Raw genomic sequence first — 24,542 nt, 5'->3', positions numbered from 1 at the left:
GCCATCCGGCAGGGTGGCCGGCCCCGAAGTCGGGGCCCCCCGAGTTCCTCGGGGGGCCCCGACTTTGTTTAATTTAGCCTGTTAGGCCGGAACCAGGACAGCTGGTGCCGGCCCATCGCCGGTGCCGGCCGGCCCGCCAGGGGCTTCTGGATCTCCCCTCCCGGGGCGACCGGCTCGGGTTCCATCTCCCGCATGGTCGGTGAGGGAATTTCCCCGGGAGAGGGGGTGACGGGGATCGTCGCGGTGTAGGGCAGGGGGGCCGGGTCGGGGAGTCCGGCGTCGTTGGAGGTCGAGATCATCCGGGTGCCGGCCCCGTCGGGGATGAAGCGGAACTCGGCCGACAGGGAGCCTCCCGACAGGGAAACCTGAGGCGGGTCGAACGTCCCCGGGCTGTCGCTGCTCGGGGTAACGACGACGGGAGCACTCGGCGGCTCCCCCCCGGCCCACTCGACCACAAAGGGGCCCGAGGGCTGACCGGCCAGGCCGGTTGCCGGGTCCGGACCCCGCAGTGTGTAGCCAGGACCAACGGGCGGCGCCGAGATCGTCGCAGTCGCGGTGCCGCCGCCGATCGTCATCGACCCCGAGAAGACATCGATCGCGTCGAGCCGGAACTCGTAGTCTCCCGACGTCGTCGGCCGGAAGACCGCCGCCGACCCAACCTGGCCGGCGATCGGCGTGAAGGCCGCCTCCGTCCCGGCCCTCCGGGCCGCCCAGCGATGCGCCAGGTACAGCGGCCGATCCCCCCGCGGCGGCCCCGACGCCGTCAGCAGCGCCGCCCCGCCGCCATCGACGACCGCCTCGATCGACGCCGGCGCCGTCGCCGTACCGTCCACGGTCTCGATCGTCCGATCCTTGAAGACCAGCGGAACGACATTGCCGGTATCCGTGAAGATGGAGTCCGTCCGATACAGCTTCGCCTGGGGGATCCGGATGTCGTGATAGCGGACGTCGAGAACCCGGTGAAGCCGAACGTTCTCATAATCGACGATGTAGACAATCGTTTCTTCAGATGCGCTCGTCCGGCCGATCGTGCAGTCCCGAACGCTCGCGTCGTCCGTTCCCTGGAGGTACAAGGCGACGAGGTCGCACCGCTCCACCAGCACGCCGTGCGTCCCGTACTCGGCGTGTCTGTTCGTGGCCTTGGCGTATGCCTGGATCTGGACGAGCCTCGAGAAATCGCTGTCGGTCACTGACGTCCAGTGGTGCGTGTACCGGATCGTCACGTCCCCGATGATGCCCGGTACCGAGGTCGGCGGCATCGAATTGCTCAAACCGCGGATCTCGAGGCAGTCGCCTCCCATGGTTCGATAGATATGATAGATCGAATCATTCGACCCGTTTGGCCCATGCCACTTCCCGGACCAGTCGGCCCGAGTGCTGCTGAACCAACGGATCCCCGGCATGTCCATGTAGAATCCGTAGACGTCCGCATCGAATGTGTGGTCGTCGATAATGACCGCCGTCACTCCCTGATAGAACTGCGCGTACGCTCCCCAACCGATGTCGCTCGGTTGCTGATTGCAGCGGAGCACCGTGAGCGAGGAGGCGTCCGTCGGCTTTAGGAACGAGCCGTAATAGCCATCGTCGGGCCGAACCGTCAGGTCGGTGATCCGGAGGTCGTGGACTCCGTTCAACTCCAGATTGAAAGAGAGGCCCGGGACATTGGCCCGAAGCCGGGGTGAGGGCCCGTCCCCGTATCGAGTGATGAGGGCCGGCCCGTGCTTGCCGGAGATCACGGCGGGCTTGGTGAATGACGTGCCCGCCTTCAGGAAAATGCGCGTGTACGGCGACACCCAGCGGGCGATCGCCGCGTCGACGCTGTTGAGCGGGCTGCCAATCGATCCGTCGCCGCTCGTTGGCAGGCTCGTGTCGACATAGATGTCGGTTGTTTGTGCCGGCCACTCCTCGACGGTGATTGTCGCGAACTTCCCCGACCAGAGAACCTGGGGCGCCTGGCGGGCTCCAGACCGGTCGTGCGGCGGCCGGGCGATCGTGACGTAACAGTCATACTCTCCCGGATCGCGGAAGACCTGCGAGCAAAAGAATCCGGTCGGGAAGCAGTAGCCCTGTCCGGTCGTCAGGGTCCGGTCGTCGTGCGGCTGCCGAGTGCCGGCTCGGTAGAACTCCCACTGGATGCGGCAATGGGCCAGTTCCGACCGTTGGACACCTCCGAGGTACCACGTCGCCAGGAACTGCACGCCCAGCGGTCCTGGGCCCCGCGTCTTCGTCGGCAAGAAGCAGCGCCGGCGGTTCTCGTCGAGTGCCGTCGCGTCGTCGCGGGCCCCGTCCTCGACCGACACGCTAAAGAGATCGCAACGCGTCGCGAGCAGCCGGTCGGACCCCTGGAGGATTGTCGTCGTCCCCGAGGACGGACCGAGCCTTGCCGCGTCGATCGTCGCGGTTCCCAGCGCCTCGCCATTGCGGTAGAACCGGACGACGGTCCCATCTCGGACGACCGAGAGGTTGTAGCGGTGCCACTCCCAGCCGCCGCGGCTGTCCTGGTCGTCGGCGACCGCGAAGACGGGGTTCACCGACATCTGGCGCCGACCGAGCATCCGTACCATCGGTGTGTCCGGCGCGGCCGAGAAGGCGATCTCAAAGCCCGGGACGCCCGCGACCGCCGGGAAGGCGCCCGAGACGTTGATGAGGTCCCGACCGTTCCCGCTCGCGTCGAGCAGGTCCCCGCCCCGCTCGTCGCAGTTATAGAAGGACCAGATCCCCGATCGGGAGCCGGAAGAAAGGCCCGCCCAGGCCGGACCCTCGCCGAACAGGGCGGCAACATCCGGCCCCGCCAGCGCCCGGCCCAGCCACAACCCGATCCCGTCGAACGAGCAGCCGAACCGGGCGGTATGCGCCTGATTGAAGCCGATCCCGATCCCGCTCCAGACCGAGGCGGCCCCCGACGACCCGGACAGATCGAGCGGACCGCCGATCCTTATGGTCGTGTTCGTCAGGTCGTACCCGCCGGAGTGGGAGTCGACTCGGGTCGATCCGGGCGTCCCCTCATACCAGGCGACGAGCCCGGTGTCGGCCGCGTAGGAGCCACCGAGACCGGCGTAGGTCGGACCCGGCCCGGCTCCATCGAACTCGGCCGTCACGGCGGCCAGCGCCGTCGACCAGTTCGGGGGGGATCGGTGCAATGCGATCGGATCGAGGGCGCCCCAGAAGGAAGAAGAACCGTCATGGTTGCACCCGATCCCGACGGACGTCGCCGTCTGGGCCACCGCCGTCACGCCTCCCGTCGTGACGGGAGCCCCGCCGTCGATCCGAAGGCTGATCTCCTCCGTCACCGGATCGTAAGCGGCGATCACATCATGCGAAACACCGTTGGCCTGCCCCCCGGCCGGCGCGGCCGAAACGCTGCGGATGGTCCCCGCCACCGAGTTTCTTGTGAGCACAACCCGATCAATGTAGGCGGAGGTTGGCTGGTCGGCCACCATGCCTTTGATCTCGATCCGATGCGTCCCGGCCGGTACGGAGAAGGTGCGCGTGATCGTCGCAGCGGTGGATGTGACCGTGATGTCGGCACCGAGTTGGACACCGTCGAGAAAGACCTTGAGCGTCTGGTTGAAATTACCCCGGCGGATCGTCCAGAACTGGAACGTGTAGTTCGCCGGGTCGGGCGCCTCGAAGTCGCGGTAGACTGATCCGAGATTCTGAAGGATCAAGCACTGCTGTCCGTCCAACTGGCTATAGACAGTGCTGGTGGTGAAGGCGTTCACTCCATTGGAGATCGCCACATTCGCGGCACTACGCACCCAGCCGCCCCAATTCTCGTTCGTGCCAAGGTACTTGAATGTATTGGTCGGAAGAACGGGCGACTCGAAGCTGCCGTTGATATTGACCGTGCTCCCGTCGGTCGCGGCGATGCCGTCGTTGACATCGAGCCGGTACTGTTGGGCCGCCGCCACCCAGCGGAGCCGCACGTCGGTCCCGCTCGCGTAGAGGACCTGATCGATATCGAGCCGGTCGGGCGTGACCCGAGCGGCGAGAATCCAAGGGGTGTCCCCCAGCCGGAGCGCAGGCTCGGTGGACGTGGAGACATCAGAGCGGAGATCGTAGGGCTCTCCGTCGAAGTACGGGGTCAGGGTTTGGGCCGCGCTCTTGTGGACCAAGGTGTAGTGATGCCACTGGCCCTGGATCGCTGGGCCGACCTCCACCTCCAGCGCTGTTCCGGGGATCCGGGCGACGACGTAGCCCGACTGATAAACCAATTCCACGCGGGTTCCCGTGGCACGAGCATCCCCGATCGGCGAGGCGCAGAGAATGCCGGCGCCATCGATGCCGGTTGAGTCCTGCCGGAACCAGCCGGAGAGGGTCCAGTCCCCGCCGGACCACTCCGACTCGAAGCGGCGCGACAGTGCCGCCGTCAGGTCCGAGCCGGAGCCCGCGCTCATCGACCGAGCGCCGATTGTGGTCGGGTTGGCCTGGGTGTTCTCGGTGTTCGTCGCCCCAGTCGGGGTCGTGACGACAATATAGATCGAATCCGGTGTGGTGTCAGAGACGACGTGATGCCCGTCGATAAACCCGAAGCCGCCGAGGAGGACCTCGTCCCCGGGGACGAACGGATGCTTCAGCGTGCCTCCCGGGGCCGGCTGGAGGGTTTCCGGGTCGAGCGACGCGAGGTTGATCCGATACGAGCGATGGTAGTAATCACGGAGCCCATTGCCGTCGCCGTCGTCATCGGTCGTGAAGCCGGTGCCGCCCCGGGTCCAGACGGTGCCGAGGTCGGCCCAGGAGGTGATTGGCCATCGCGGCGCGAGGGAACGCGGGCAGCGGGCGACGGCCTCGGGCTGGCCGGGGGTCTGGATCGCCACCTCGGGGTGGCCCAGGGGGTCGATCCGCAGTTCGAGGGCGCTATGGTCGGCGGCGGCCTCGCGGTACAGGGGCACCGCCCGGAAACCGAACGGGCCGGCCAGGTCGGCGTCGATCGTCCAGGACGGCCGCCCGGAGGCCGCGACACCCGGCCGGGAGAGCGAGGCTCCTCGACCGGCGGCTCGGACCCGTCGGCAGTCGCCGAGCCACGAGAAGCCGCCCTCCGACGCGAGGAAGGCGGCGCCCCCTTCCAGGTCGGCCCAGGCCCGGACCGCCCCGCGATGGACGAGCGGGCCCGAGGGCGGGGCCGGGCCGAGGTTCGGGTCGAGCCGGAGCAGGGGGGTCGTCAAGGAAGCTGGGACGGGAGAACTCATCAGTCGCCCCGATCGGAGGGATGCGGGGCCGGCCGCGGTCTCCCCGACGTCGGGGAGACCACCTGGCGGTCGGGAGGCGACGGCCCGGGCGACCTCCTCATCGTCGAGGGGCCCGCCGTTGTCGGCCGCCGTCGTCGGCGCCGCCGATCCTCCGGGCCTGGGCGCGGCCCGGTCGGCGCAGCCGGTCGAGGCCAGCAGCCAGCTTGAGGCCGCCGCGAGGACCAGGGTCGCGAGCGATCCCGACCAGCCGGGGCGGGGGCGGGCGTCGTCTCCTCGGGGGAGGGCTGCGGATGGCCCGCCCGGCTCCTCGGGCTCGACGGTCGTCGTCGATCGGATCCGGGCTCGGTGGTCCCTCGGCGGGCGAGGCCCGCCGGGCTCGCCGCGAGAGGCGGCCGGCCTTGCTGGGGGATCGCCCCCCCCGACGTAATCATCTCCGGCGCGGGGCGCTCTGGTCACAATATCTTCCGAGGGTTCGGGCCGCGATGGTTGTCCGCGCGTCCGATGCTCCGGGGACGTCGCCCCTGTTGTGATGGTCCATTGTTTCCCGGATCGCTCCTGGGGGCCAGCCTCGGCGCCCTCCCCGGCGACGGGAGGAGAGGTGCGCCTCGTCCTGGAATTCGTCCGGCGGGATCGATGGGTATTCCGGCCCCGACCATCCCCCCCGGCCGTCATCGGCCGACGACGGTCGGGAGGCACACTTTACCGAGGGCCCAGGGGCCTGGGCCCTCGATGTCGATTCCTGTTGACCGCCCCGGCATCTCTGCTAGAGTCCGCCCGTCGCCTGCTCGGGCCATGTCGATCGCCTGGCCCGAGGAAGCGCCGGGGGGCGGCCGGGTCGCGCTCGCGCGAGGGGGACGCGGGAGTCGACATCCCTCCGGTTTGGTCGTCGTTCCCGGTCCCGGCGGGCCGACCGCCCCGATACCCGGCCGCGTCGCTGGAGGCGCGCAGATGAGCTCCGACGGATCGACGAGGGACGCCCTCCTCGTGCTCGGCATGCATCGCTCGGGGACCTCGGCCCTGACCCGGGTGCTCAGCCTCCTCGGGGCCGAGCTGCCCGGTCGCCTGATGCAGCCCCAGCCGGGCAACAACGAGACCGGCTTCTGGGAGCCGATCGAGATCGTCGAGATCCACGACGAGCTGCTCCGGTCGGTCGGCTCGAGCTGGGACGACGTCACTGAATTCCCCCGGGCCTGGTTCGACACCCAGGAGGCCGACCGGTATGTCGACCGGCTCGTCGATCGGGTCCTCGAGAACTACCGGGACGCCCCGCTGATCGTCCTGAAGGATCCGAGGATCTGCCGGTTCCTGCCGCTCTGGCTTCGGGTCCTGGATCGGGCGTCGGCCCGGCCCCACTTCGTGATCCCCGTCCGCAACCCGCTGGAGGTCGCCGCCTCGCTGAAGCGGCGAGACGGCTTTCCGATCGCCAAGTCCGCCCTGCTCTGGCTGCGCCACGTCCTCGACGCCGAGCGCGACTCCAGGGGGCACCCCCGGGCCTTCGTCGAGTACGATCAACTGCTCGTCGACTGGAAGCGGGTCACCGACCGCATCGCCGAGGGGATCGGCCTGTCCTGGCCGCATTCGTCGCACCGATCGGCTGTCGAGATCGAGGCGTTCCTCTCGGATGCCCACCGGCACAACCGATTCACCCGGGAGGAGTTTCGGAGCCACTCCCAGATCGTCGGCTGGGTCAAGTCCGCCTACGGGGCCCTGATCCGGGCGGCCGCCGGCGACGCCCGGGCTCCCGGCGAGACGCTCGATCGGATCCGGGGGCGGATCCGGCAGGCCGACCTGGCCTACGGCCCCGTCGTCGCCGACGCCCGCGCCCGGCTCGAGCGGGCCGAGGCTGGCCTCCAGGCCGCCGAGCAGTCGGCCCGGACCCTCGCCGACGAGAAGGCCCGAGCCGAGGCCGAGGCCCTCGGCCGGGCCGAGTCGCTGGCCGTCGAGCTCGAACAGGCCCGCCGCACGATCGCCGACCAGCAAGACCAGATGGCCCGGGAGCGGCTCCGGATGGAGGCCGACCTCCAGGAGGCCGAGGCCGACCGGGACCGGCTCCGGGCCGAGCTCGAGAAGACGGCCTCCGATCGGGGACGCCTGGAGGCCTTGCTGCTCACCGCCGAGGCCGACCGAGACCGACTCCGGACCGACCGGGACCGGATCGAGGCCGATCGGGACCGGATCGAGGCCGAGCGCCTGGAGCTCGCCGGCCGGCTGTCGGAGCGGTCCGACGACCTGCGCCGCGTCGAGGCCGAGCGCGACGCCGCCCGAGCCGACCGGGAGGCCGTCTACCGGATCCTCGCCGAGCAGATGGAGGCCGCCCGGGCCGCCCACGCCGAGGCCGTGCGGGCTTACCTCGGAGCCGAGTCCGAGAGGCAGCGGGTTGAGGCGGCGCTGGCCGAGCTGACCGGCTCCCGCTTCTGGCGCTACACCGGGCCGATCCGGGCGGTCGGCCCGATGGCCCGTCGGGCCGGGGCCAGCATCATCCATGCCCCCCACGTCGTTGCCCGGGGGCTGCGGCGACGGCTCATCAACGGTCGCCCCGATCAATGATCCCTGGCCGTCCCTTCCCTCGTCGGAGGGGCGGGATCCCCTCCGGGACCGACGACCGGCCGCCATCCCGGCCGGCCCGCCGGCCCCAGCCGGCGCGGATTGAGATTGTCCGCTCCGGATCGATGAAGTATGTTGCCGCGCATCGCGAGTCGATATCAATGTTCGGTTATGCCTCGCGCCTCGGATGGGACAGCGAGGCCAGTGGGCTCGACGATCAGGAGGATCCGCCCCGTGGACGACCTGACATCGGTGGCGATCGGCCCCGGGCGATCGGCCCTGGGGCGGGGACCGGCGGGCGACCCGCCGGCCGACGGGCCGGGCGTGCCGACCCTGGCGACGCCGACCGACGAGGCTCGCGCCCTCTGGGCCGAGCTGCTCGATGCCTTCCACGACCGGCAGGCCGCCCGTCGGCTCTCGGCCGACACCGACCCCCGCGCCGGCTACCGATGGCGGCCGACCCTCGCCCTGGTCCTCCCCCGCGACTTCTCGCCCGACCGCCTGTCCCACCGCCGGGATCTCGCCGTCGCGCTCGAGGTGCTGGCCTCGGCCGTCGGCCAGTACAACGTCCGGGTCCTCAGCGACAGCCCCGACGCCCCCCGGCTGTTCGCCGACGTTCGGCCGTTCTCCGCCGAGGCCGTCGCCGAGAGTGACGGCGCCCTGGTGCTCGGCTCCCGGTCGCTCAACGACGAGGTCGCCGCCGTCTGTCCCAGCCGACGGGTCGCCGCCGACCCCTGCGGCTTCCGGACCGAGGCCCGCCGCATCGTCTTCGAGGCCGGCGGCGTCGGCTGCCCCCTCGAACCGGCCGCCGAGGCCGAGGTCGTCCGGGCCACCCCCGAGGTCGTCCCGGTCTTCCTCGACGACGACGAAGAGGCCCCGGCCTTCCTGGAGGCCCTCCGCCGGCTCTCCTCGGCGGGCCGAGGCCTGCGGATCACCCTCTCCTCCCGGGCCGACGCCGACTTCTCCCGCCTCGCCCGGGAGGCCCTGGCCGGCGTGCCCCAGGCCGAGGTCGTCGACCCGCCGCCGTCGCAGCCCGACGACGCCCCCTCGTTCCTCCTCGGCAACGAGCCGATCGCCCTGCTGACCCGGCATCGCCCCGGCCGGCCCGCCTTCCTCTTCCGGGGCGGACGGTTCCTCCGGGTTGATCCCCACGCCCTCGCTCGGGGCGACCTCTACTTGCACCGGGGGGAGGAGGCCGACGCGCCGGCCCTGCTGGCTCGATGGCTCGGCCGCCTCGCCGACGCTCCGGAGGCGGCCCCCCGCCCGGTCGCCGGGGCCGAGCCGATGGTCAGCATCGTCGTCCCCGTCTACGACCGGACGACCGAGCTGCTTCGCCTGGCCGCCTCGATCTTCGACCAGGACTACCCCTGGATCGAGGTCCTCTTCGTCAGCAACGGCAGCCCTCCAGAGACGCTCGAGGCGCTGCGGGCCGCCGAGGGGCACCTGATCGTCCGCCGGATCCGCACCCGGATTATCGAGATGCCCCGCGCGTGCGGCTCCGCCACCATCCCCCGGGACGTCGGCATCCGCGCCTCCGCCGGCGAGCTGGTCTGCGTGCTCGACTCCGATGACTGGCTCGACCCCCACTTCTTCCGCTTCATCGCCGCCGCCGCCGGCGGCTGGCGATCGGACACGATCTACTACCCCAAAAAGGTCTTCCGCGACTTCGGCCGCTCGATGCGGGACGGCTTCCCCTGGGACACCCCGCTGGCCGGACCGGGGACTGTCGAGGCCCGGGAGATGGCCGGCGCCCTGCGCAGCCTCGGCAACTTCCTGTGCAACTCCGGGGTCTGCTTCCCCCGGGCCCTCTTCGATCGCTCCGGGGGGATCGACCACCGCCTGAGCTACGGTGAGGACCTCCACCTTTGGTGGCGGATGGCCCTGGCCGGCGCCCGAGCCGAGATGCACGAGGGGATCGTCAACATCGCCCTGCACCCAGGCAATAACGAGCTGGCCGTCGGCGAGGACGATCGGATCATCGAGGCCGTCGCACTGGCAAATGACCGGGGGCAGACCCAATGGCTGTGAAGCGGATCGGCATTGCCCTGCCGGTGCTCGGCATCTCCGGCGGCATCAACATCGTCCTCAACTGGGGCGCCATCCTGGCCCGGGCCGGCTACCGCGTCGAGCTGATCCTGCCCGCCTCGGCAACCGACGCCGAGATCCCCTTCCTCCCCGAGCGGGACTGCCGCCTGCTGCACGTCGTCGCTCTGCCCGAGGCCCGCCGCCGCCGCTACCACGCCGCCGTGGCGACCTGGTGGGCCACCATCCCCTGGCTGGCCGACCTGGAGGCCGACCACTACGCCTGGTTCATGCAGGCCGTCGAGGGCCAGTTCTTCGGGCCCCACACTCCCGAGCAGGCCGACTTCGCCGAGCTGGTCTCCGCCCGGATGAACGTGATCACCACCGCCCACTGGCTGCAGCGGCACGTCGAGCGCCACCTCAGCCCCGAGCCCCGCCAGACCTTCTGCGTCGTCAGCGGCCTGGACAAGGAGCTCTGGCGGCCAATGTCTCGGGAACCGCTCCGGCCGGGAGGACGCCCGGTCCGCTTCCTGGTCGAGGGCCCCCCCACCGACCCCCGCAAGAACGTCGTGCAGACCGTCCGGATGCTCGAGGGCCTGGGCCTGACGTACAGCTGGGTCGGCGCCATCGTCGACCCGGACGCCGTCGGGCCCCGCTGCCGTCGGATCGAGGCGAAGGTCCCCTACCGCTGGATGCCCTCGGTCTACGCCGATAGCGACGTGCTGGTCAAGGCCTCCAACTCCGAGGGGATGTTCGGCCCCCCGCTGGAGATGTTCGCCACCGGCGGCACCTCCGTTTCCTGGGACGTCCAGGGGGCCGAGGAGTACATGGCCGACCGCCACAACTGCCGGCTCACTCCCATGAACTCCTGGCCGAAGCTGGCCGAGGCCGCCCTCGAGCTGGCCGAGAACCCCGGCCTCGTCCGCTCCCTCCAGGAACGCGCCCTGGCCACCGCCGAGGCCTGGCCCACCTGGGAGGACCAGGCCGACCAGATCCTCCACACCATCGAGTCGCTCGCTCCCTGCGACCGCTCCTCCCTGGTCCGCCGCGTCGCCCGCACGACCTTCCGGGGAGACGCGGCCCTCGACGAGGCCCGCCGCCGGATGGCCTGGCTCGAGTCGGAGGTCGCCCGGCGGGATGCCCAGATCGCCGGCCTCTGGGCCGAGGCCGACGCCCGGGGGAGAGCCATCGAGGCCCTCCAAGCCCGGCTCGAAGCCAACCCCCTGCGCCGGGCCGCCCGCCTCGTCCGGCGGCCCGCCCGCGCCCTGCTGGACGCCGCCCGCCCCTGGATCGGCCGCCGCGCCCTGGCCTCGTACCGCGACCAAATCGCCCGAGCCTTCCGCCCGAAGGACCAACCCCTTCCCGCCCCGGAGGGGACGGTCGCCGCCGCCCTCCCCGCCCCCGCCGGCGAGGACCGCTTGGCCGCCTGAACCGGCGCCGCCCCCCTCGGTGGAGTGGGGCAGCGCCGCGGGCGACTCCCCCGGCCCTCCGCTCCTCGGGCCTCGGATCGCCGGCCGCCGCGGAGGCCTCCGGGATCAGGTCGCGCCGGCCGTCGAGCCGGACCGCAACGCGGCCTCGGCCTCGTCCCGCAGCCAGGCCAGCGCCGGGGGGGCCGAGGACCCCAGGGCCGCCAGTCGGGCATCCAGACGGGCCAGTGCCCGGGAGGCCCCGTCCGGATCCCCCAACTCGGCCAGGATCGGCACCAGCAGGGCATCGTCATATCCCGAGACGTCGGGTCCCAGGCGGAGCGACCTCGCCAGGGCCTCGTAGGCCAGCCGGGGATCGCCGGCGGCCCGGTAGCAGGCGGCCAGGGTGTTCCAGTACGCCTTGCGATCGGGCCCCAGCCGGGCCGCCTGCTCGGCCATCGCCACGGCCCTTCTGGGATCCCGGGCCGCCGGCCCGGCCGACACGGCCAGCAGCCAGGCCAGGTCGTTCAGCCCGTCGGCGTAGCGGATCAGGGCCTCGGCGTCGTCGGGAGCGGCGGCGGCCAGGGCGGCGCGCTGCTCCAGGGCGATGCCCCGGATCTCGGCCGCCGAGGCGAACCGCCCCCGTCGGGCCAGGTTCCTCGCCAGCCGCTCGCCGCACTCGGCCAGGGTCTGGCGGCCAACCGGGTCGGCCGGGTCGGCGGCGGCCAGGGCGGCGCGGAGCCCCAGGGCTCGGCGGCGGGGGGCTTCCGCCTCCTCGGGCCGGCCGAGCGCCTCCAGCAGGTCGGCCAGCCGGTCGCAGGCATCGGCCAGGCCGGCCTGCCCGGCCGGAGCCTGGGCCCGGGCGGCAATCAGCCGGCGGCAGGCCGCCTCCGCTTCCCTTGGCCTCCCTGAGATCGCCAGCCGCTCCACCCGCTCCAGCTCCCGATCGACCGGTTCCTCCCGCCTCGGCCCCGGAGACCCCGCTCCCACCGACGCCGGCAAGGCCATCAGCAGGCCAGCGATCAGCGGAATCGGCGGCATGACGTAGGCGTTCAGCGTGCTATCCAGCGTGAACACCAGCAGAACCGCCAGCAGCCCCGCCACCGCCGCGTTCCCCGGATCGGTCCAGGCCCGGGGCGGATACCGTCTGGCCACCAGCAGCGGGGGCAGGCACAGCATCCCGTACAAGGCCGCCAGTCCAATTAATCCGTAAAGCTCAAACTGAATGATCCATTGGCTGTCAACCAACTGCCGCCCATGGAGACTGAGCTTGTCGAACCGGCCGTCGGCCATCGTCCCCCAGCTCAGCAGCGGCCGGTTTCCCAGCACGTAGGGGATGATCCGATCCTCGGTGTCCCACCGGAACGACAGCGAATAGGTCCGTTCCCATCCGAGCAGCATGTAGGCCAGCGACAGCAAGATCTGCGTCGACACGATCTTGGTGAGCCGGATGACCAGAAAGATCGGCGTCACCAGCGCCATGCCGATCAGCAGCCGGCGCGACTGGAGATCCCTCAGGTACCGCATCCCGGCGATCATGGCCAGGCCGAGCAGCGTGAACCGGCCCCCCAGCTTCGGCGCCAGCGCCACCACGGCGGCCAGGGCGATCACCTCCGGCACACTCCCCAGCCGCTGCTTGCCGACCGTCAGGCTCAGCAGGAAGCACCCCAGCAGCAGCAGCCCCACCGCCGCGCTCTGATGGCAGAGGATCGCCGCAGCAAGAACCACCGCCGTCCAGAACCCAAAGGGAACACCCCACAGCGATCGCACCGATCGGCCGCACCACAGCGCGAAGGCCGACAGCCCCGTCAGGCTCACCCAGAGGTTCAGCTCCAGCGAGTTCCGGGCCATCAGCACCGGGTTGTACAGCCCGTACTTGAACCCTGTCCGGACCGGGATGCCGTAGATCAGGCCGCTGATCGACTGCCGCCCCAGCACCTCGAAGGCGATCAGCGGCGCCATCAGCACCCCGCAGACCGCCATCCCCACGGCCAGATCCCGGCTCGCCCCCGGCCGAGCGGCGTAGAGCCTTCCCACGAGGTAGGGCACTCCCCAGCGGAGGACCGCGTCGGAGCAGGCCGAAACCGCGTCCCAGAACGGCAGACCGCCGGCCATCGTCGCGACGGGAGGCGTCAGGCAGACGGCTATCGCGAAGCCGTCGTACCAGCGCGGCCGGAACGCTCCCAGCCGGCCGCCGTCGAAGACCAGGATGCCAATCAACGCCCCGAGGTTGGCGGCCATGTACTTGTCGAAGTCGGGGAGCCCCGCCAGAGGCACGCCGACCCGGGCCGACAGCAGCACGTGGGACGCCAGGTACGAGGCGATCACCCCCCGCCACGCCCCCAGCCGGGCGCACAACCCCAGCGTCACAACCGGCCAGGCCAGCATGGCGACAATCGCGATCTGGTTCACGGCCGCATTCCCTCCCGAGCCGCGAGTCGGGAACCGCCGCCGAGGCCGAGCACCCGGCGGTAAACGTCGATCGTCCGGGCCGCGACCGCCTCCGGGGCGAATCGCTTGAGACTGTGCTCCAAGGCCGATCGGCCCATCGCCTCCGCGCCGGCCGGGTCGGCCAGCACCGAGGAAACCGCCGAGGCCAGCGCGGCCGGGTCGTCCGGCTCCACGTGGAGGCCGTGCGTGCCGTGCTCGAACAGCTCCGCGGCCCCCCCCACCCGCGTGGCCACCAGCGGGCAGCCGGCGGCCATGGCCTCGGCGGCGGTCAACGAGAACGTCTCATATCGAGAGGCGACCACCGTCACCGCCGCCCGGGCCCTCAGCGCCGCGATCTCCGACGGCGGCCGGCGGCCAAGCCACCGGATCCGACCGTCCTCCAGCGCCCCCGGCAACCGAGCGGCCGCGTACTCCGGCAGCGTCTCGCCGATACCGTTGCGCGCCGGGTTGCCATCCGGGCCGATGATCGTCAGCCGGGCCCCCGGCCGGTCCCTCAGCAGCAGGGCGAAGGCGTCGATCACCGTGTCGCCCCCCTTGCACCGATCGAATCGGCCGACGAACAGGATGTGCTCCGGCTCGCACCCCTCGGCTCGCCAGCGCGCCTCGGGAGGCACGGGACGCACGGGGTTGGGAATCACCTCCCCCGAGCCAGCGGGCAGGCCGTAGTGCGCCGCCGATCGGGCCAGCACGTCCCGGGACGGGGCGGTGATGGCCGCTGACCGGCGGAGGCCCCGGCCCTCGGCCCGCACCCGGGCCTCGAACTCCGGGGCCGAGGGGTCGACCCCCTGGTACGGCCCAGTCAGAAACCACGGCCCGTGCAGCCGGGCCACCACCGGCACTCGCACCCGGCCGGCGACCATCCCCGGCAGGCCGAACGACTCCTCGACCTCCAGCACGTCCAGCCTCGGCCGTCCGTCCGTCCGCCTCGCCACCTTCCTCAGCGCCCGGCCGATCCATCGAGGGGAAACCCAGCCCGATCGCCCTCGAAGCCGGGAGGCCAGCGCGTCGGCCAGCCGAGCCGGGACATCCGGCGTCTCCAGGGGCTTCAGGTCGATCACCGGGATCCCTTCCCTCCGCTCGGCCGGCTCCGAGACGGTGCCCGCCAGGATCACCGGCCGGTGGCCCAGCGCCCGCATCCCCTCGGCGATCGCGTCCACATAAGTGACAATCCCGTTGGCGAACGCCGAAGGCGGCCACCCCACGCAGTACAGCCCGACGACCAGGGAACGGCCGCCGTCGGCCGCCGCCGGGGTCTGGCCTTCGCTCCGATGCCCGATCACCCGGCACCTCCCCCGGCCTCGAGGGCCTCCGGCACCGCCGGGGACGGCGACGGGGACCCGGCCCGGCGCCGAGACGCCCGGGACAGCAGCCGGTCGCAGGTGGCCGCCACCTCCTCCCGGATCGCGTCCGCCGAGTAGTGCTCCGAAACGAGCCGGCGCCCCACGTCGGCCATCCGTTCCCGCATCGCCGGGTCGGTCAGCAGCGCGATGCAGCCTCGGACCTCCTGCTCGTCCGACGCTCCCCGCCAGATCGCCTCGCCGTGCCGGAGCAGGTGCTCGTAGCCGTGCAGCGCGTGAGGGGTCGCCACGCAGGTCCTCCCGAAGGCCAGCGCCTCGATGACCTTGATCTTCGTCCCTCCCCCCCAGTCGACCGGCGCGATCGCCAGGGCGCAACGCTCGTAGGCCTCCCTCAGATCGGCCAGGAAGCCGGCCACCACCACCCCCGGCTCGGCCGACCACCGGGCCCGAGTCTCCTCGTCCAGGCCGTCGCCGACGATCCGGAGCGTCGCCTCCGGCACCTCGGCCCGGATCCGGGGCCAGCAGCTCCCGATGAATCGGCCCAGTCCCTCCCGGTTCGGTGGGTAGTCCAGCCGGCCGACGTAAAGCACCTCCCGGCTCTCGGGACGGTGGGCGCAGGGAGAGATCGGGGGGCTCCCCGGCGGCCGGAAGGGGACGTTCGGCAGCACGCTCGAACGGGGCAGCGCCGCCTCCGACAGATCGTCCCGGCTGGCGACCCAACACCAGTTGAACCGCATCGCCCGACGCCGGCAGGTCGCCCGGTGGTATCGGACCGTCGGCGGCACCCCCGCCCTCGCCCGGCCGGCTTCCTCCGGGACCGTCCGAATCCGGCTGGCCAGGATCTGCCAGTCCAGGTCGTCCAGGTCCAGCACCCGGGGCACCGCCGGCATCCGGTCGGCCCCGGCGAGCATCGCCGTCCTCAGGTATCGGCAGGCGATCAGGTCGTACCGGCGCCGATCCACCTGCTCCTTCAGCCACGTCCGGGCCTGGCCGTCGGCCTCGTACTGACCATCCAGCGCCGCCAGCCGCCGCGCGGGGCCCAGGCCCATTCGCCCCGGCAGCCGCCAGAAGCCCGCCGGCCGAGGCGATCCGACCTCGAACCGCGAGACAATCCGGAACCGATCCCGAAGCGCCTCGACCCCGGCCGGGGGGAGGAGTCCCTCCGCCGGTCGGATCCACATCAACTCAACCTGCCCGATCGCCTCCAGGCCCTCCAAAAGCAGGGCGGTCCGCTGGGCCCCTCCGAAGTCGTGCGCCGGCCAGGGCAGCACCGGGACGATCAGCAGGATACGGGGTCGATCCATGGGGCGGCACCTCCGGGGGCGGGTCTCGGCCGGGATCAGGATCTCTCCCCGCTGCCGGCGACGCCGGCCGGGACCGCTTGTCCTCCGGTTGGCCTCGGGGAATCCGGCCTCCCCACCACCCGGGCGACGGCCTCCAGGTAGGCCGAGCCGTGGCGCAGATCCGGTTCGAGGTACATCCCCTCGGCCCACTCGTTCCAGGCGTTGATGAAGACGATCCGCTCCTCGGCCGGCCGGTCGGCCACCCGGGCGATGCACCGCCCCAGGTGCTCGGCGAACAGCTCGGGACTGCCGCCGACCATCACGATCCCGTCCTTCCCCCGCCTCGGCGTGTTGTCCCAGCCGGAAAAGCAGCAGGGCAGGTGCGGGTAGTCGTCGGCCACCGCCTCGGCCATGGCGCAGGCCTGCTCGAAGGCGTCCCGGTAGCGATACACCTTCAGCCGGGCGCTCGGGACCCCCCGCTTCAGGTTGTACAGCAGCCGGCGCTTGCCCGAGCCGTCCCAGCTGGCCATGGGCAGCCGGAGCAGGTGGGGCTCGTGAAATTCGGTGATGTCGAAGCCCAGCGACCGCATGTCCATCCCGATCTCCGGGCTGCCGGCCCCCACGAGGTACGGGTCGGGCAGGCCCCTCCGCGCGCACGCCTCCCGGATCGCCCCGGTCGTCCGCCTCGGGTCCGGCAGGTGCTGCGGGTGGAAGACCAAAAACAGCGGGCGGCCGCCCACCCTCACGTAGCGCGGATCGGCAAACGCCTCGGCCAGCCAGCGGGCGTGCTCCTGGTCGTCCTCCGCCGAGTACCGCTGCTCGACGAACGTTTCCCGGTTCCCTCCCAGCCAACGCCGGACCCACGAGTGGTTGGCCCAGCCCAGGCAGAACGGGAAGTCAGGCTCGCCGCTGGCGAGGATCTCATTGACCGGACGTTCCAGCAGTCGTCGTCCGTGCAGCCAGTAGTGCCAATAGCAGAACCCCTCGATCCCGGAGGCGCGCGCCAACTCGGCCTGGGCCGCCCGAGCCTCCGGCAGCCGGAGGTCGTAGAAGCCCAGATCCGAAGGCAGCTTCGGCTGTTCGTGACCCGGGTAGAGCGGCCGGGCCCGGGCAACGTTGGTCCACTCGGTGAATCCGCGCCCCCACCACTCGTCGTTCTCGGGGATCGGGTGGAACTGAGGCAGATGAAAGGCCAGCAGGCGGGCCACCCGATCGCTCGGCTCCCCCGATCGGGCCTCGTCGCCGTTCGCCTGAGTCTCGGTGGTCACGGTTTCGGCCATGGTCGCTCCGGGCAGGGCTGGCGGACGTCCTGGGGCTCGGTCGGGGCGACGGCGGCCCGACCACCGGGGGAGCGGGAGCGGCCGGTCATCGGGCCGCCTCCCCGACGCCCGCCACCCCCTTGTACTCGATCAGGGTCCCGCGACGCCCGAGCAGGCGATTGCCGGCGTACCGCAGCAGCCCGATCGCCTGCGGAAACTTCGACACCGCGCAGGACGCCCCGTACAGGGCCGACTGCCCGACTGGCGTCCCCCGCCGCATCCGGCCCCGGGCCGCCCGGGCGGCGATCACCGGGTAGCCCAGCAGCAGCGACAGGCTCAGGCCCGAGGTTGGCCAGGCCAGGCCGATCGCGGCGGCCGGCAGCGCCAGGCCCCAGAACGCGATGCTCGCCACCTGCCGGGCCCAAGGCCGGCCGGGACGGTGCGCGTGGCGAGCCGCCCCCTCGGCGTAGGCGTGGCCGGCTCGCTCCAGCCGTCGCCACCACTGGCCGAACCGGGTCATCGCCAGGTCGTGACTGGTCATCTCGGCGTCCAGCCGGGCGACCTTCCACCCCTCGGCCCTCAGCCGGAGGCAGAGGTCTGGCTCCTCGCCGGCGATCAGCGTCGGGTCGTAGCCGCCAACGCCGAGCAGCGCCTCGACCCGCATCATCGCGTCGCCGCCGCAGGAGTCCGCGTCGCCGACCGGCGTGTCCCACTCCAGGTCCGCCAGCCGGTTGTAGAGGGACGCCTCCGGAGCTCGCTCCCGCCTCCGGCCGCAGGCGACGGCCAGCTCGGGCCTCGACTCCAGCGCCTCCCGGCCGCGATCGAGCCAGCCGTCGGCCAGCTCGCAATCTCCATCGACGAACTGCACGTACCGCAGGCCCGGCGCCAGCTCCAGCAGGCGGTCGAGCCCCGCGTTCCTCGCCCTCGCGGCGGTGAAGGGGACCGACAGGTCCAGCTCGACCACCTCCACGCCCCGGGCTCTCGCCGCCTCGACGCTGCCGTCGGTCGACCCCGAGTCGACGTAGACCACCCGGGCGACCTTGCCGGCCAGCGAGTCCAGGCATCGGATCAGCCGCTCTCCCTCGTTGCGGCCGATCGCCACCGCGCCGAGGTCCTCGGGCGTCGTCGTCGGCGAGGGCGTCGGATCCGGTCGGCTCGGAGGGACGGTCACGGATGCGGGATCCTGGGGGATCGGGGTGCCGGGAGGCGTCTCGATCGCGGTCGGGCCGAGGGGGAGGTGGGTCGGTCAGTGGCGGCCGGGCTTCGGGCCGTAACCCTCGGGGTGGGTGGAGAGCCATCGCCAGGCGGTCTCGACGATCGCTCGGATGTCAGTATACCGCGGGCTCCAGCCCAGTTCCGAGGCGATTTTGCTCGGGTCGGCGATCAACGTCGGCGGGTCCCCCGGCCGGCGGCCGGTTCGCTCGACGGGAATCGGCCGGCCGACCACCTCCTCGCAGGCCGTCACAACCTCCAGCACCGTCGCCCCGTGGCCGGAGCCGAGCACGTAGACCCGGCCGTCTCCCGGACCGATCGCCTCGACGGCCTTCTGGTGCGCGTCGGCCAGATCCGCCGTGTGAATATAGTCCCGCACGCAGGTCCCGTCCCGCGTCGGCCAGTCGTCGCCGTAGATCAGCAGCCTCGGCCGACGGCCGGCGGCCACTTGCAGGGTCAACGGAATCAGGTGCGTCTCGTGACGCCGGTCCTCCCCGTGCGAGCCGTCCGGATCCGCCCCGGCCGCGTTGAAATAGCGGAGGATCGCGTACCCCAGCCCGTAGGCCGAGGCATAGTCCTGGATCATCCGCTCGGCCGCCAGCTTCGTCGTCCCGTAGGGGTGCTCCGGCGCCTGGGGAGACTGCTCCGTCAGCGGCATCTCCGCCCGGGTCCCGTAGGTGGCGCAGGTGCTGCTGAAGACGATCCGGGGAACGTTCGCCCGCCGCATCGCGTCGAGCACGCTCTTGGTCCCCAGCACGTTGACCCGGTAGTAGTTGTCCGGGTCCTTCACCGAGTCCGGCACGATCGCCAGCGCCGCGAAGTGCATCACCGCCTCGGCCCGGTGCCGGCGGAGGGCCTCGGCCATCGCCTCGGTGTCCAGGATGTCCCCCACCACCAACCGATCGGCCGGCACCGAGGGCGGGTTCCCCTCCGACAGGTCGTCGAAGGCGATCGGGTCGTGCCCGTGGTCCAGCAGCCACCGCAGGCAGGCGCTGCCGATGTAGCCGGCGCCTCCGGTCAACACGATCTTCATCCGTCCTCCTTCCGAACGCGATCGCCTCCCGACGCCGGCCTTGCCCCGGCGCCCTGGCCCGAGGCCCCCGATCATACCCGATCCCCCGCCCCCCGCCGACCCGCGCCGCCCGGGGGCCTCACTTCGCCTTGCTTCGCCTCGCCTCACCTCGCCTCAGCCCGGCTCTCCGGCCTCCGGCCGACGCTTCACGACCCGGGCCGGGATCCCCACCGCCACCGATCCCGGCGGCACGTCCCGGATGACGACCGCGTTGGCCCCGATCACGCTGTCGTCCCCCACGTGCACCGCCCCCAGGATGCACGCCCCACAGCCGATGTCCACCCGGTTCCCGATCGTCGGGATCGACCGCTCCCGGCCCCGGTGGGCCAGGCCGAAGGTCGTGTTCTGGCGGATGTGCACGTCATCGCCAATCGACCGGGCGTGCAGGATCATCCCCCCGTGGTGCCAGATCCGCACCCGTCGGCCGAGCCTCACCGTGTACGGCAGCGTGATCCCGCAGGTGATCTCCACCCACTTGAACAGGATCTTGTACAGCAGGGAGAACGGCGCCCGCAGCAATTTCGGCCGGATCCCCATCCGCCAGTTGCCGAAGCGGTGCACGGCCACCGCCCAGAAGCCCTGGTCGAAGGGGTCGCGGTCGTGGACGCGGAAGTCCTCCGCCAGCAGCGCCAGCAGGCCCATCCCCGGCGGGTTCCCGTCGTGATCCCCCCGGTTCAGCGGGGGCAGGTGGGCCTCCTCGTCCCAAAGTTCGTTCCGCCGGATCGTGCTCGCCGATTCGCTCATCGCGGTCCCGGGCTGCTCGAAGGATCAGGGAATCGCCGGACCTGCAGGGGGGCCGGCCTCGGTCGCCTCCCCCCTTCTCCCCCATCCTACGCGACGGCCCTCCCGGCGTGCCGACCCCACCCCCCGGAAATCGCGATCCCGGGCGCGGCGTCCCGACGGCCGGTCCCCTTCGGGCGGCGATCCCCGGCCGGTCCCGCTCAGTCCGGAACCCCGGCCGGCTCCTCCTCGGCAATCGCCCTCGACATCGCCTCGGCGCCCCCGACCACCGGCAGCTCCAGCCTCGTCGCGTCGAGGTCGACCGTCAGCTCCGTGCCCGGCTCGGGCCAGAGCGTGAAGTCCCGGTCGCTGGCGAAGATCATCAGCGCGATCCGCTGCCCCGCCGCAATGACCTGGTCGTCCGGCTGGAGGTCGAAGCTCAGCGCGCGGAACGCTCCCGGGACCAGCGGCTCGCTCTCGGTCAGCGACCCCGCGTTCTGCGGGTCCGCCCACCCCCGGGTGATGAGGTTGTCCGTGATCGCCGTCCCCCGGCCTTCCTCCCAGGGCAGGGCCACCAGCCACGCCGACAGGTTCACCGCCGGCTTGCTCGCCGCCAGCCGGATCGTCAGCCTCGGCGTCCCCGAGATGTGGACCGCCTCCGACAGCTCCGGCGTCGCGAAGAGCAGGCGGTGGTTGGTCCACTCCGCCTTGGCCAGCGTCTGGCCGTCAAACGAGACGTTGTCGACCAGCGTCTCGGTCCCCTGCGGGGCCGGCTCGTCGATCGCCAGCCCCCCGACCTTCGGCGCCCCGGCCGTCGGGTGCAGCGTCACCGGCTCCGCCTCCGGGTTCGGATAGTCGGGGTAGGGGGTCGGGTCGCCCCGGTCGGCCTCCTCCCGGACGATCCAGGCTCTCGGGCCCTCCTCGACGCCGTTCTCGACCCCCAGCAGATACCGGGTGAACCAGCGGTTCATCATGTCCAACGGAGGCGGGCCGCCGTGGCCGCCCTGGTGCATGTAGAGCTGCGCCGGCACCCCCTTGGCCTTCAAGGCCTCGTAAATCCGGATGCTGTGCTCCGGCATCACGTTCCAGTCGTTGAAGCCGTGCGACATCAGGCAGGCGGCCTTCATCGGCCCCAGGTCGTTGAGGTAGTCGCGCTCAGCCCAGAAGCCGTTCAGGTCGCCGGTCTGGCGGTCCTGGTTCCCCGCCATCTCACCGTCCCGGACGGTGCAGTCGCAGTAGTCCCGACGATCCGGGTTCCCGCTGCGGATGAAGTCGTAGAGCACGTCGATGTCCTCGCCGAGGTATCCCCCCGGCGACCGCACCAGGCCGTTCGATCGGTAGTAGTGGTAGTACGACGTATTCGGCGCAACGGGGATGATCACCTCTAACCCATCCACCCCCGTCGTCGCCGCCGCCAGGGCGAGCGTTCCGTTGTACGAGGTTCCCGTCATCCCGACCTTGCCGGTGCACCAGTCGGCCTCGACCGTCTCGTCCCCGTCCGGAGAGGTGTAGCCCGTCGCCCGGCCGTTGAGCCAGTCGATCACCGCCTTCGGCGCTAGCGACTCGTTGTCGCCCCCCACCGTCGCGCAGCCCTGGGAGAGCCCCGTCCCCGGCGACGAGGAGTGCACCACCGCGAACCCCCTCGGCACCCAGTCGCCGACCTCCGAGTTCGAGAGAATCGGCCGGTTCACCCTGGGCGTGATCTCCGGCGGCGCCTCCCTCGGCTTCGGCGGCGCCCCCAGCTCCTGCCTGACGTTCCACATCAGGGAATCCGCGTCCCCCGCCGTGCCCGCGAAGTACGGGCTGGAGACATAGATCGCCGGCACCTTCAGCCCCTCCGACTCCGTCTGCCCCGGCCGGGTCACGGCCACGTGCATCCGGTCCCGCTTCCCGTCGCCGTCGGAGTCGAACTCCGCCTCCACCCACAAATCGTGCCGGATCCAGCTTCCCCGGTCCTTGAACTCCGGCACCTCCTGCGCCATCCCGTCCTCGATCCGGTGCGACGCCTTCGCCTTCTCCTCTTGCTGCCCCGCCGCCTCGCCGCCGAGCCACGGCCCCATCAGCACGATCGCCGCCGCGACCGCCGCCCGTCGACCAAGCCCTCGTCCTCCTCGTCGCCATCCTCGATTCCGAGCGATCATCGGAGTGCGGCCCTCGTGCTCTTGGTGGTGACCCTCAGCGCCGGACATCCCTGGTGCGGGGCCGTTGGAGGATACTCCCTCTCCCCCCGCGCCGACCAGTCGCCGCCCCCTCGTCGATTCCCGGCAACGCGCGTCCCTCCCGGCCGATCGCGCGGTCCCTTCCGCGTCGGCGTCCTCCGGTCGGAGACGTCGCCTCCCTGCCGTCTCTCGTGGTGTGTCCTCGACGACGCCCGGCCGATCCCCCCTCCGGTCGGCCGAGCGTCGCCTGGCGCCGGCCGGCCGGTTGCTGGCGCCGGTCAATCCACGGTCAGGCGCTCCACCGCCCAGCCCTCGTCCCCCTCGGCGACGAGGACGGTGATGGTCGATCCCCCCGCCGCTCCCTTCGGAAACGCCGGGGCAAGGAACACGCACTCGGCCAGGTCGAGGCCTCCCCGGTCGAGCGCCCGGGTCTCGGCATACTCGGCCGGTTCCCCGAGGACTGGGTGGGCCCGCACGAAATCCCGGAGGTTCTCCAGGCCCATCAGCGACTTGAACTCGGCCGAGGTTCCTTGCCAGGCCGCTTCCAGGCGGCCGGCTCGCACCTCGTCCAGGAACTCGGTCGCGGCTGTCCGGGCCCCCTCGTCGCCCTCTCCCCCAGGGCCGACGCAGCCGCCCAGGAGCAGGCTCGAGAGGACCGCCATCACCCGGGCGTTCCCGGGCCAAGGTCGTCGTCGCATCCGCAGGTCTCCCGATCGATCCATGCCGGATTTCTCCGATCGCCGATCCTCCGGGGCCCGGGGAGGCCGGGGTCGGTTCGATCCCGGAGTCCCCGGCTCATCGGTCAGCCATCGGTGCAATCTGGTATCAATACTGGTCGGCGGAGATGACCTCTCGGCCGGCCCGGGTGCCCAGGCCCCGCCAGATCTTCAGGTCGATCGTGTCCTTGACGAAGCGAACCGAGCCGTCGAGCATCATCGCCGAGACGCCCCCCGGGTGGTAGCTACGGGCGGTGACCGCGGCGTAGGTCGGCAGCGTGATCGACTCGCCGTCCCGCATCGAGGTCAGGTCGATCTCCTCCGGCTGGCCGGCGACGTTCGCGATGACCTTCGTGTTGGGCGAGAACGTCGTGGTGAAGCCCACCTCGTGGACGTCCCCCTCGACCCACTCGGTGTGGCCGTTGCGGTCGAACGTCCCGCCGACATACGTTATCAGCTCGGCCGGGGTCGACGGCGGGGCGACTCCCAGCACCGAGGGGTTCTGGGAGTCCCAGTAGTTCGCCTGGTACGCCTTGGCCTCCGACATCCCCAGAGTGTTGCTCAGACCGTCGGTGATCGCCTGCGGGCCGTAGGCCCGGTTGGGCACGAACACGCCGTCGCCGACCTGCCCGCTCACCGGATCGTAGACGAACCAGGTCCCCTGATTGAAGCAATAATTGTTCGGGTAGTAGGTCAGCGTCGGCGTGAGCCTCGGCACCTCATTCACCTCGCTGGGGCACATGAAGTTGGCAACCCGCACCTTCGCCAGCGTCGGGCTGGTGGTGAACTCGAAGTCGCGGTCCCAGTTGATCGCGTCGTAGAGGTTGGACTGCTCGATGTACGGCAGCAGCCGAGTCAGCCCCGACCACGGCTGAGTTGTCCGCCCCCGGGGCAGCACCACCACCGGCGGGAACGTGGTGTGGGTCGACAGGTAGTTGTGCAGCGCCAGGCCGACCTGCTTCAGGTTGTTCGAGCACTGCGCCCGCCTCGCCGCCTCCCGGGCGCCCTGCACGGCCGGCAGCAGCAGGCCGATCAGCACGCCGATGATGGCGATGACCACGAGCAGCTCAATCAGCGTGAAGCCCCTTCGGGGGCGTCGCCGTCTGAAGACCAAGGGCATGGACTGGTTCCTCCCGGAGGGTCCGGCGGGATCGGCCCGGTTGGCGTCCCTCGCCGACGGGCCGACGACCAAGCCTACCGGGGACAGCCCT

General features: G+C 71.5%; 14 protein-coding genes. 3 read left to right on the top strand and 11 right to left on the bottom strand.

Going from position 1 to position 24,542, the window contains the following annotated elements:
• Positions 1-68: 68 nt before the first annotated feature.
• Positions 69-5,189, bottom strand: a complete 5,121-nt coding sequence (locus TsocGM_RS19535) for a hypothetical protein (RefSeq protein ID WP_126727147.1) — start codon at positions 5,187-5,189, stop codon at positions 69-71.
• 948 nt (positions 5,190-6,137) lie between these two features.
• Between TsocGM_RS19535 and TsocGM_RS19525 the strand changes: the two genes are divergently transcribed.
• The 3 genes from TsocGM_RS19525 to TsocGM_RS19515 all read left to right on the top strand — a co-directional run bounded on the left by TsocGM_RS19525 (position 6,138) and on the right by TsocGM_RS19515 (position 11,185).
• Positions 6,138-7,736 (top strand): sulfotransferase, encoded by a 1,599-nt coding sequence (locus tag TsocGM_RS19525; RefSeq protein WP_126727145.1) that lies wholly within the window; start codon positions 6,138-6,140, stop codon positions 7,734-7,736.
• Between the two features lie 231 nt (positions 7,737-7,967).
• Positions 7,968-9,761, top strand: a complete 1,794-nt coding sequence (locus TsocGM_RS19520; protein WP_126727144.1) for a glycosyltransferase — start codon at positions 7,968-7,970, stop codon at positions 9,759-9,761.
• A complete protein-coding gene (locus tag TsocGM_RS19515) occupies positions 9,752-11,185 on the top strand; it encodes a glycosyltransferase (protein WP_126727143.1) in 1,434 nt (477 codons plus the stop codon). The genes TsocGM_RS19520 and TsocGM_RS19515 overlap by 10 nt, the downstream gene beginning before the upstream one ends.
• A 105-nt stretch (positions 11,186-11,290) precedes the next feature.
• Here TsocGM_RS19515 and TsocGM_RS19510 read toward each other — a convergent pair whose 3' ends face one another.
• The 10 genes from TsocGM_RS19510 to TsocGM_RS19465 form a co-directional block, all read right to left on the bottom strand.
• Positions 11,291-13,573: a tetratricopeptide repeat protein gene (locus TsocGM_RS19510; protein ID WP_126727142.1), complete on the bottom strand. Its 2,283-nt coding sequence runs from the start codon at positions 13,571-13,573 to the stop codon at positions 11,291-11,293.
• On the bottom strand, positions 13,570-14,892 hold the full coding sequence (locus TsocGM_RS19505) for a glycosyltransferase family 4 protein (protein WP_126727141.1): 1,323 nt from the start codon (positions 14,890-14,892) through the stop codon (positions 13,570-13,572). The genes TsocGM_RS19510 and TsocGM_RS19505 overlap by 4 nt, the downstream gene beginning before the upstream one ends.
• Complete coding sequence (locus tag TsocGM_RS19500) at positions 14,889-16,214, bottom strand: glycosyltransferase (RefSeq protein WP_126727140.1); 1,326 nt, start codon at positions 16,212-16,214, stop codon at positions 14,889-14,891. Before TsocGM_RS19500 ends, TsocGM_RS19505 begins: the two co-directional genes overlap by 4 nt.
• Positions 16,215-16,249: 35 nt before the next feature.
• Entirely contained in the window at positions 16,250-17,473 is a 1,224-nt protein-coding gene (locus TsocGM_RS19495) for a glycosyltransferase WbsX family protein (RefSeq protein WP_126727139.1), read from the bottom strand.
• An 85-nt stretch (positions 17,474-17,558) separates the two neighbouring features.
• Positions 17,559-18,623: a glycosyltransferase family 2 protein gene (locus tag TsocGM_RS19490; RefSeq protein ID WP_126727138.1), complete on the bottom strand. Its 1,065-nt coding sequence runs from the start codon at positions 18,621-18,623 to the stop codon at positions 17,559-17,561.
• A gap of 75 nt (positions 18,624-18,698) precedes the next feature.
• A complete protein-coding gene (gene galE / locus TsocGM_RS19485) occupies positions 18,699-19,697 on the bottom strand; it encodes a UDP-glucose 4-epimerase GalE (protein ID WP_126727137.1) in 999 nt (332 codons plus the stop codon).
• 153 nt (positions 19,698-19,850) lie between these two features.
• The gene (locus tag TsocGM_RS19480; RefSeq protein WP_126727136.1) at positions 19,851-20,480 is read right to left on the bottom strand and encodes a serine O-acetyltransferase; all 630 of its coding nucleotides are present in this window, start codon (positions 20,478-20,480) and stop codon (positions 19,851-19,853) included.
• Between the two features lie 197 nt (positions 20,481-20,677).
• A complete protein-coding gene (locus TsocGM_RS19475) occupies positions 20,678-22,597 on the bottom strand; it encodes a Xaa-Pro dipeptidyl-peptidase (protein WP_199756842.1) in 1,920 nt (639 codons plus the stop codon).
• Positions 22,598-22,893: 296 nt separating this feature from the next.
• Positions 22,894-23,313, bottom strand: a complete 420-nt coding sequence (locus tag TsocGM_RS19470) for a hypothetical protein (RefSeq protein WP_126727135.1) — start codon at positions 23,311-23,313, stop codon at positions 22,894-22,896.
• Positions 23,314-23,440: 127 nt separating this feature from the next.
• Entirely contained in the window at positions 23,441-24,451 is a 1,011-nt protein-coding gene (locus tag TsocGM_RS19465) for a DUF1559 domain-containing protein (RefSeq protein ID WP_126727134.1), read from the bottom strand.
• Positions 24,452-24,542: the final 91 nt, after the last annotated feature.

Source organism: Tautonia sociabilis (assembly GCF_003977685.1).
In the GTDB taxonomy this organism is placed as follows: domain Bacteria; phylum Planctomycetota; class Planctomycetia; order Isosphaerales; family Isosphaeraceae; genus Tautonia; species Tautonia sociabilis.
This window is presented reverse-complemented; position numbering and strand designations above follow the sequence as displayed.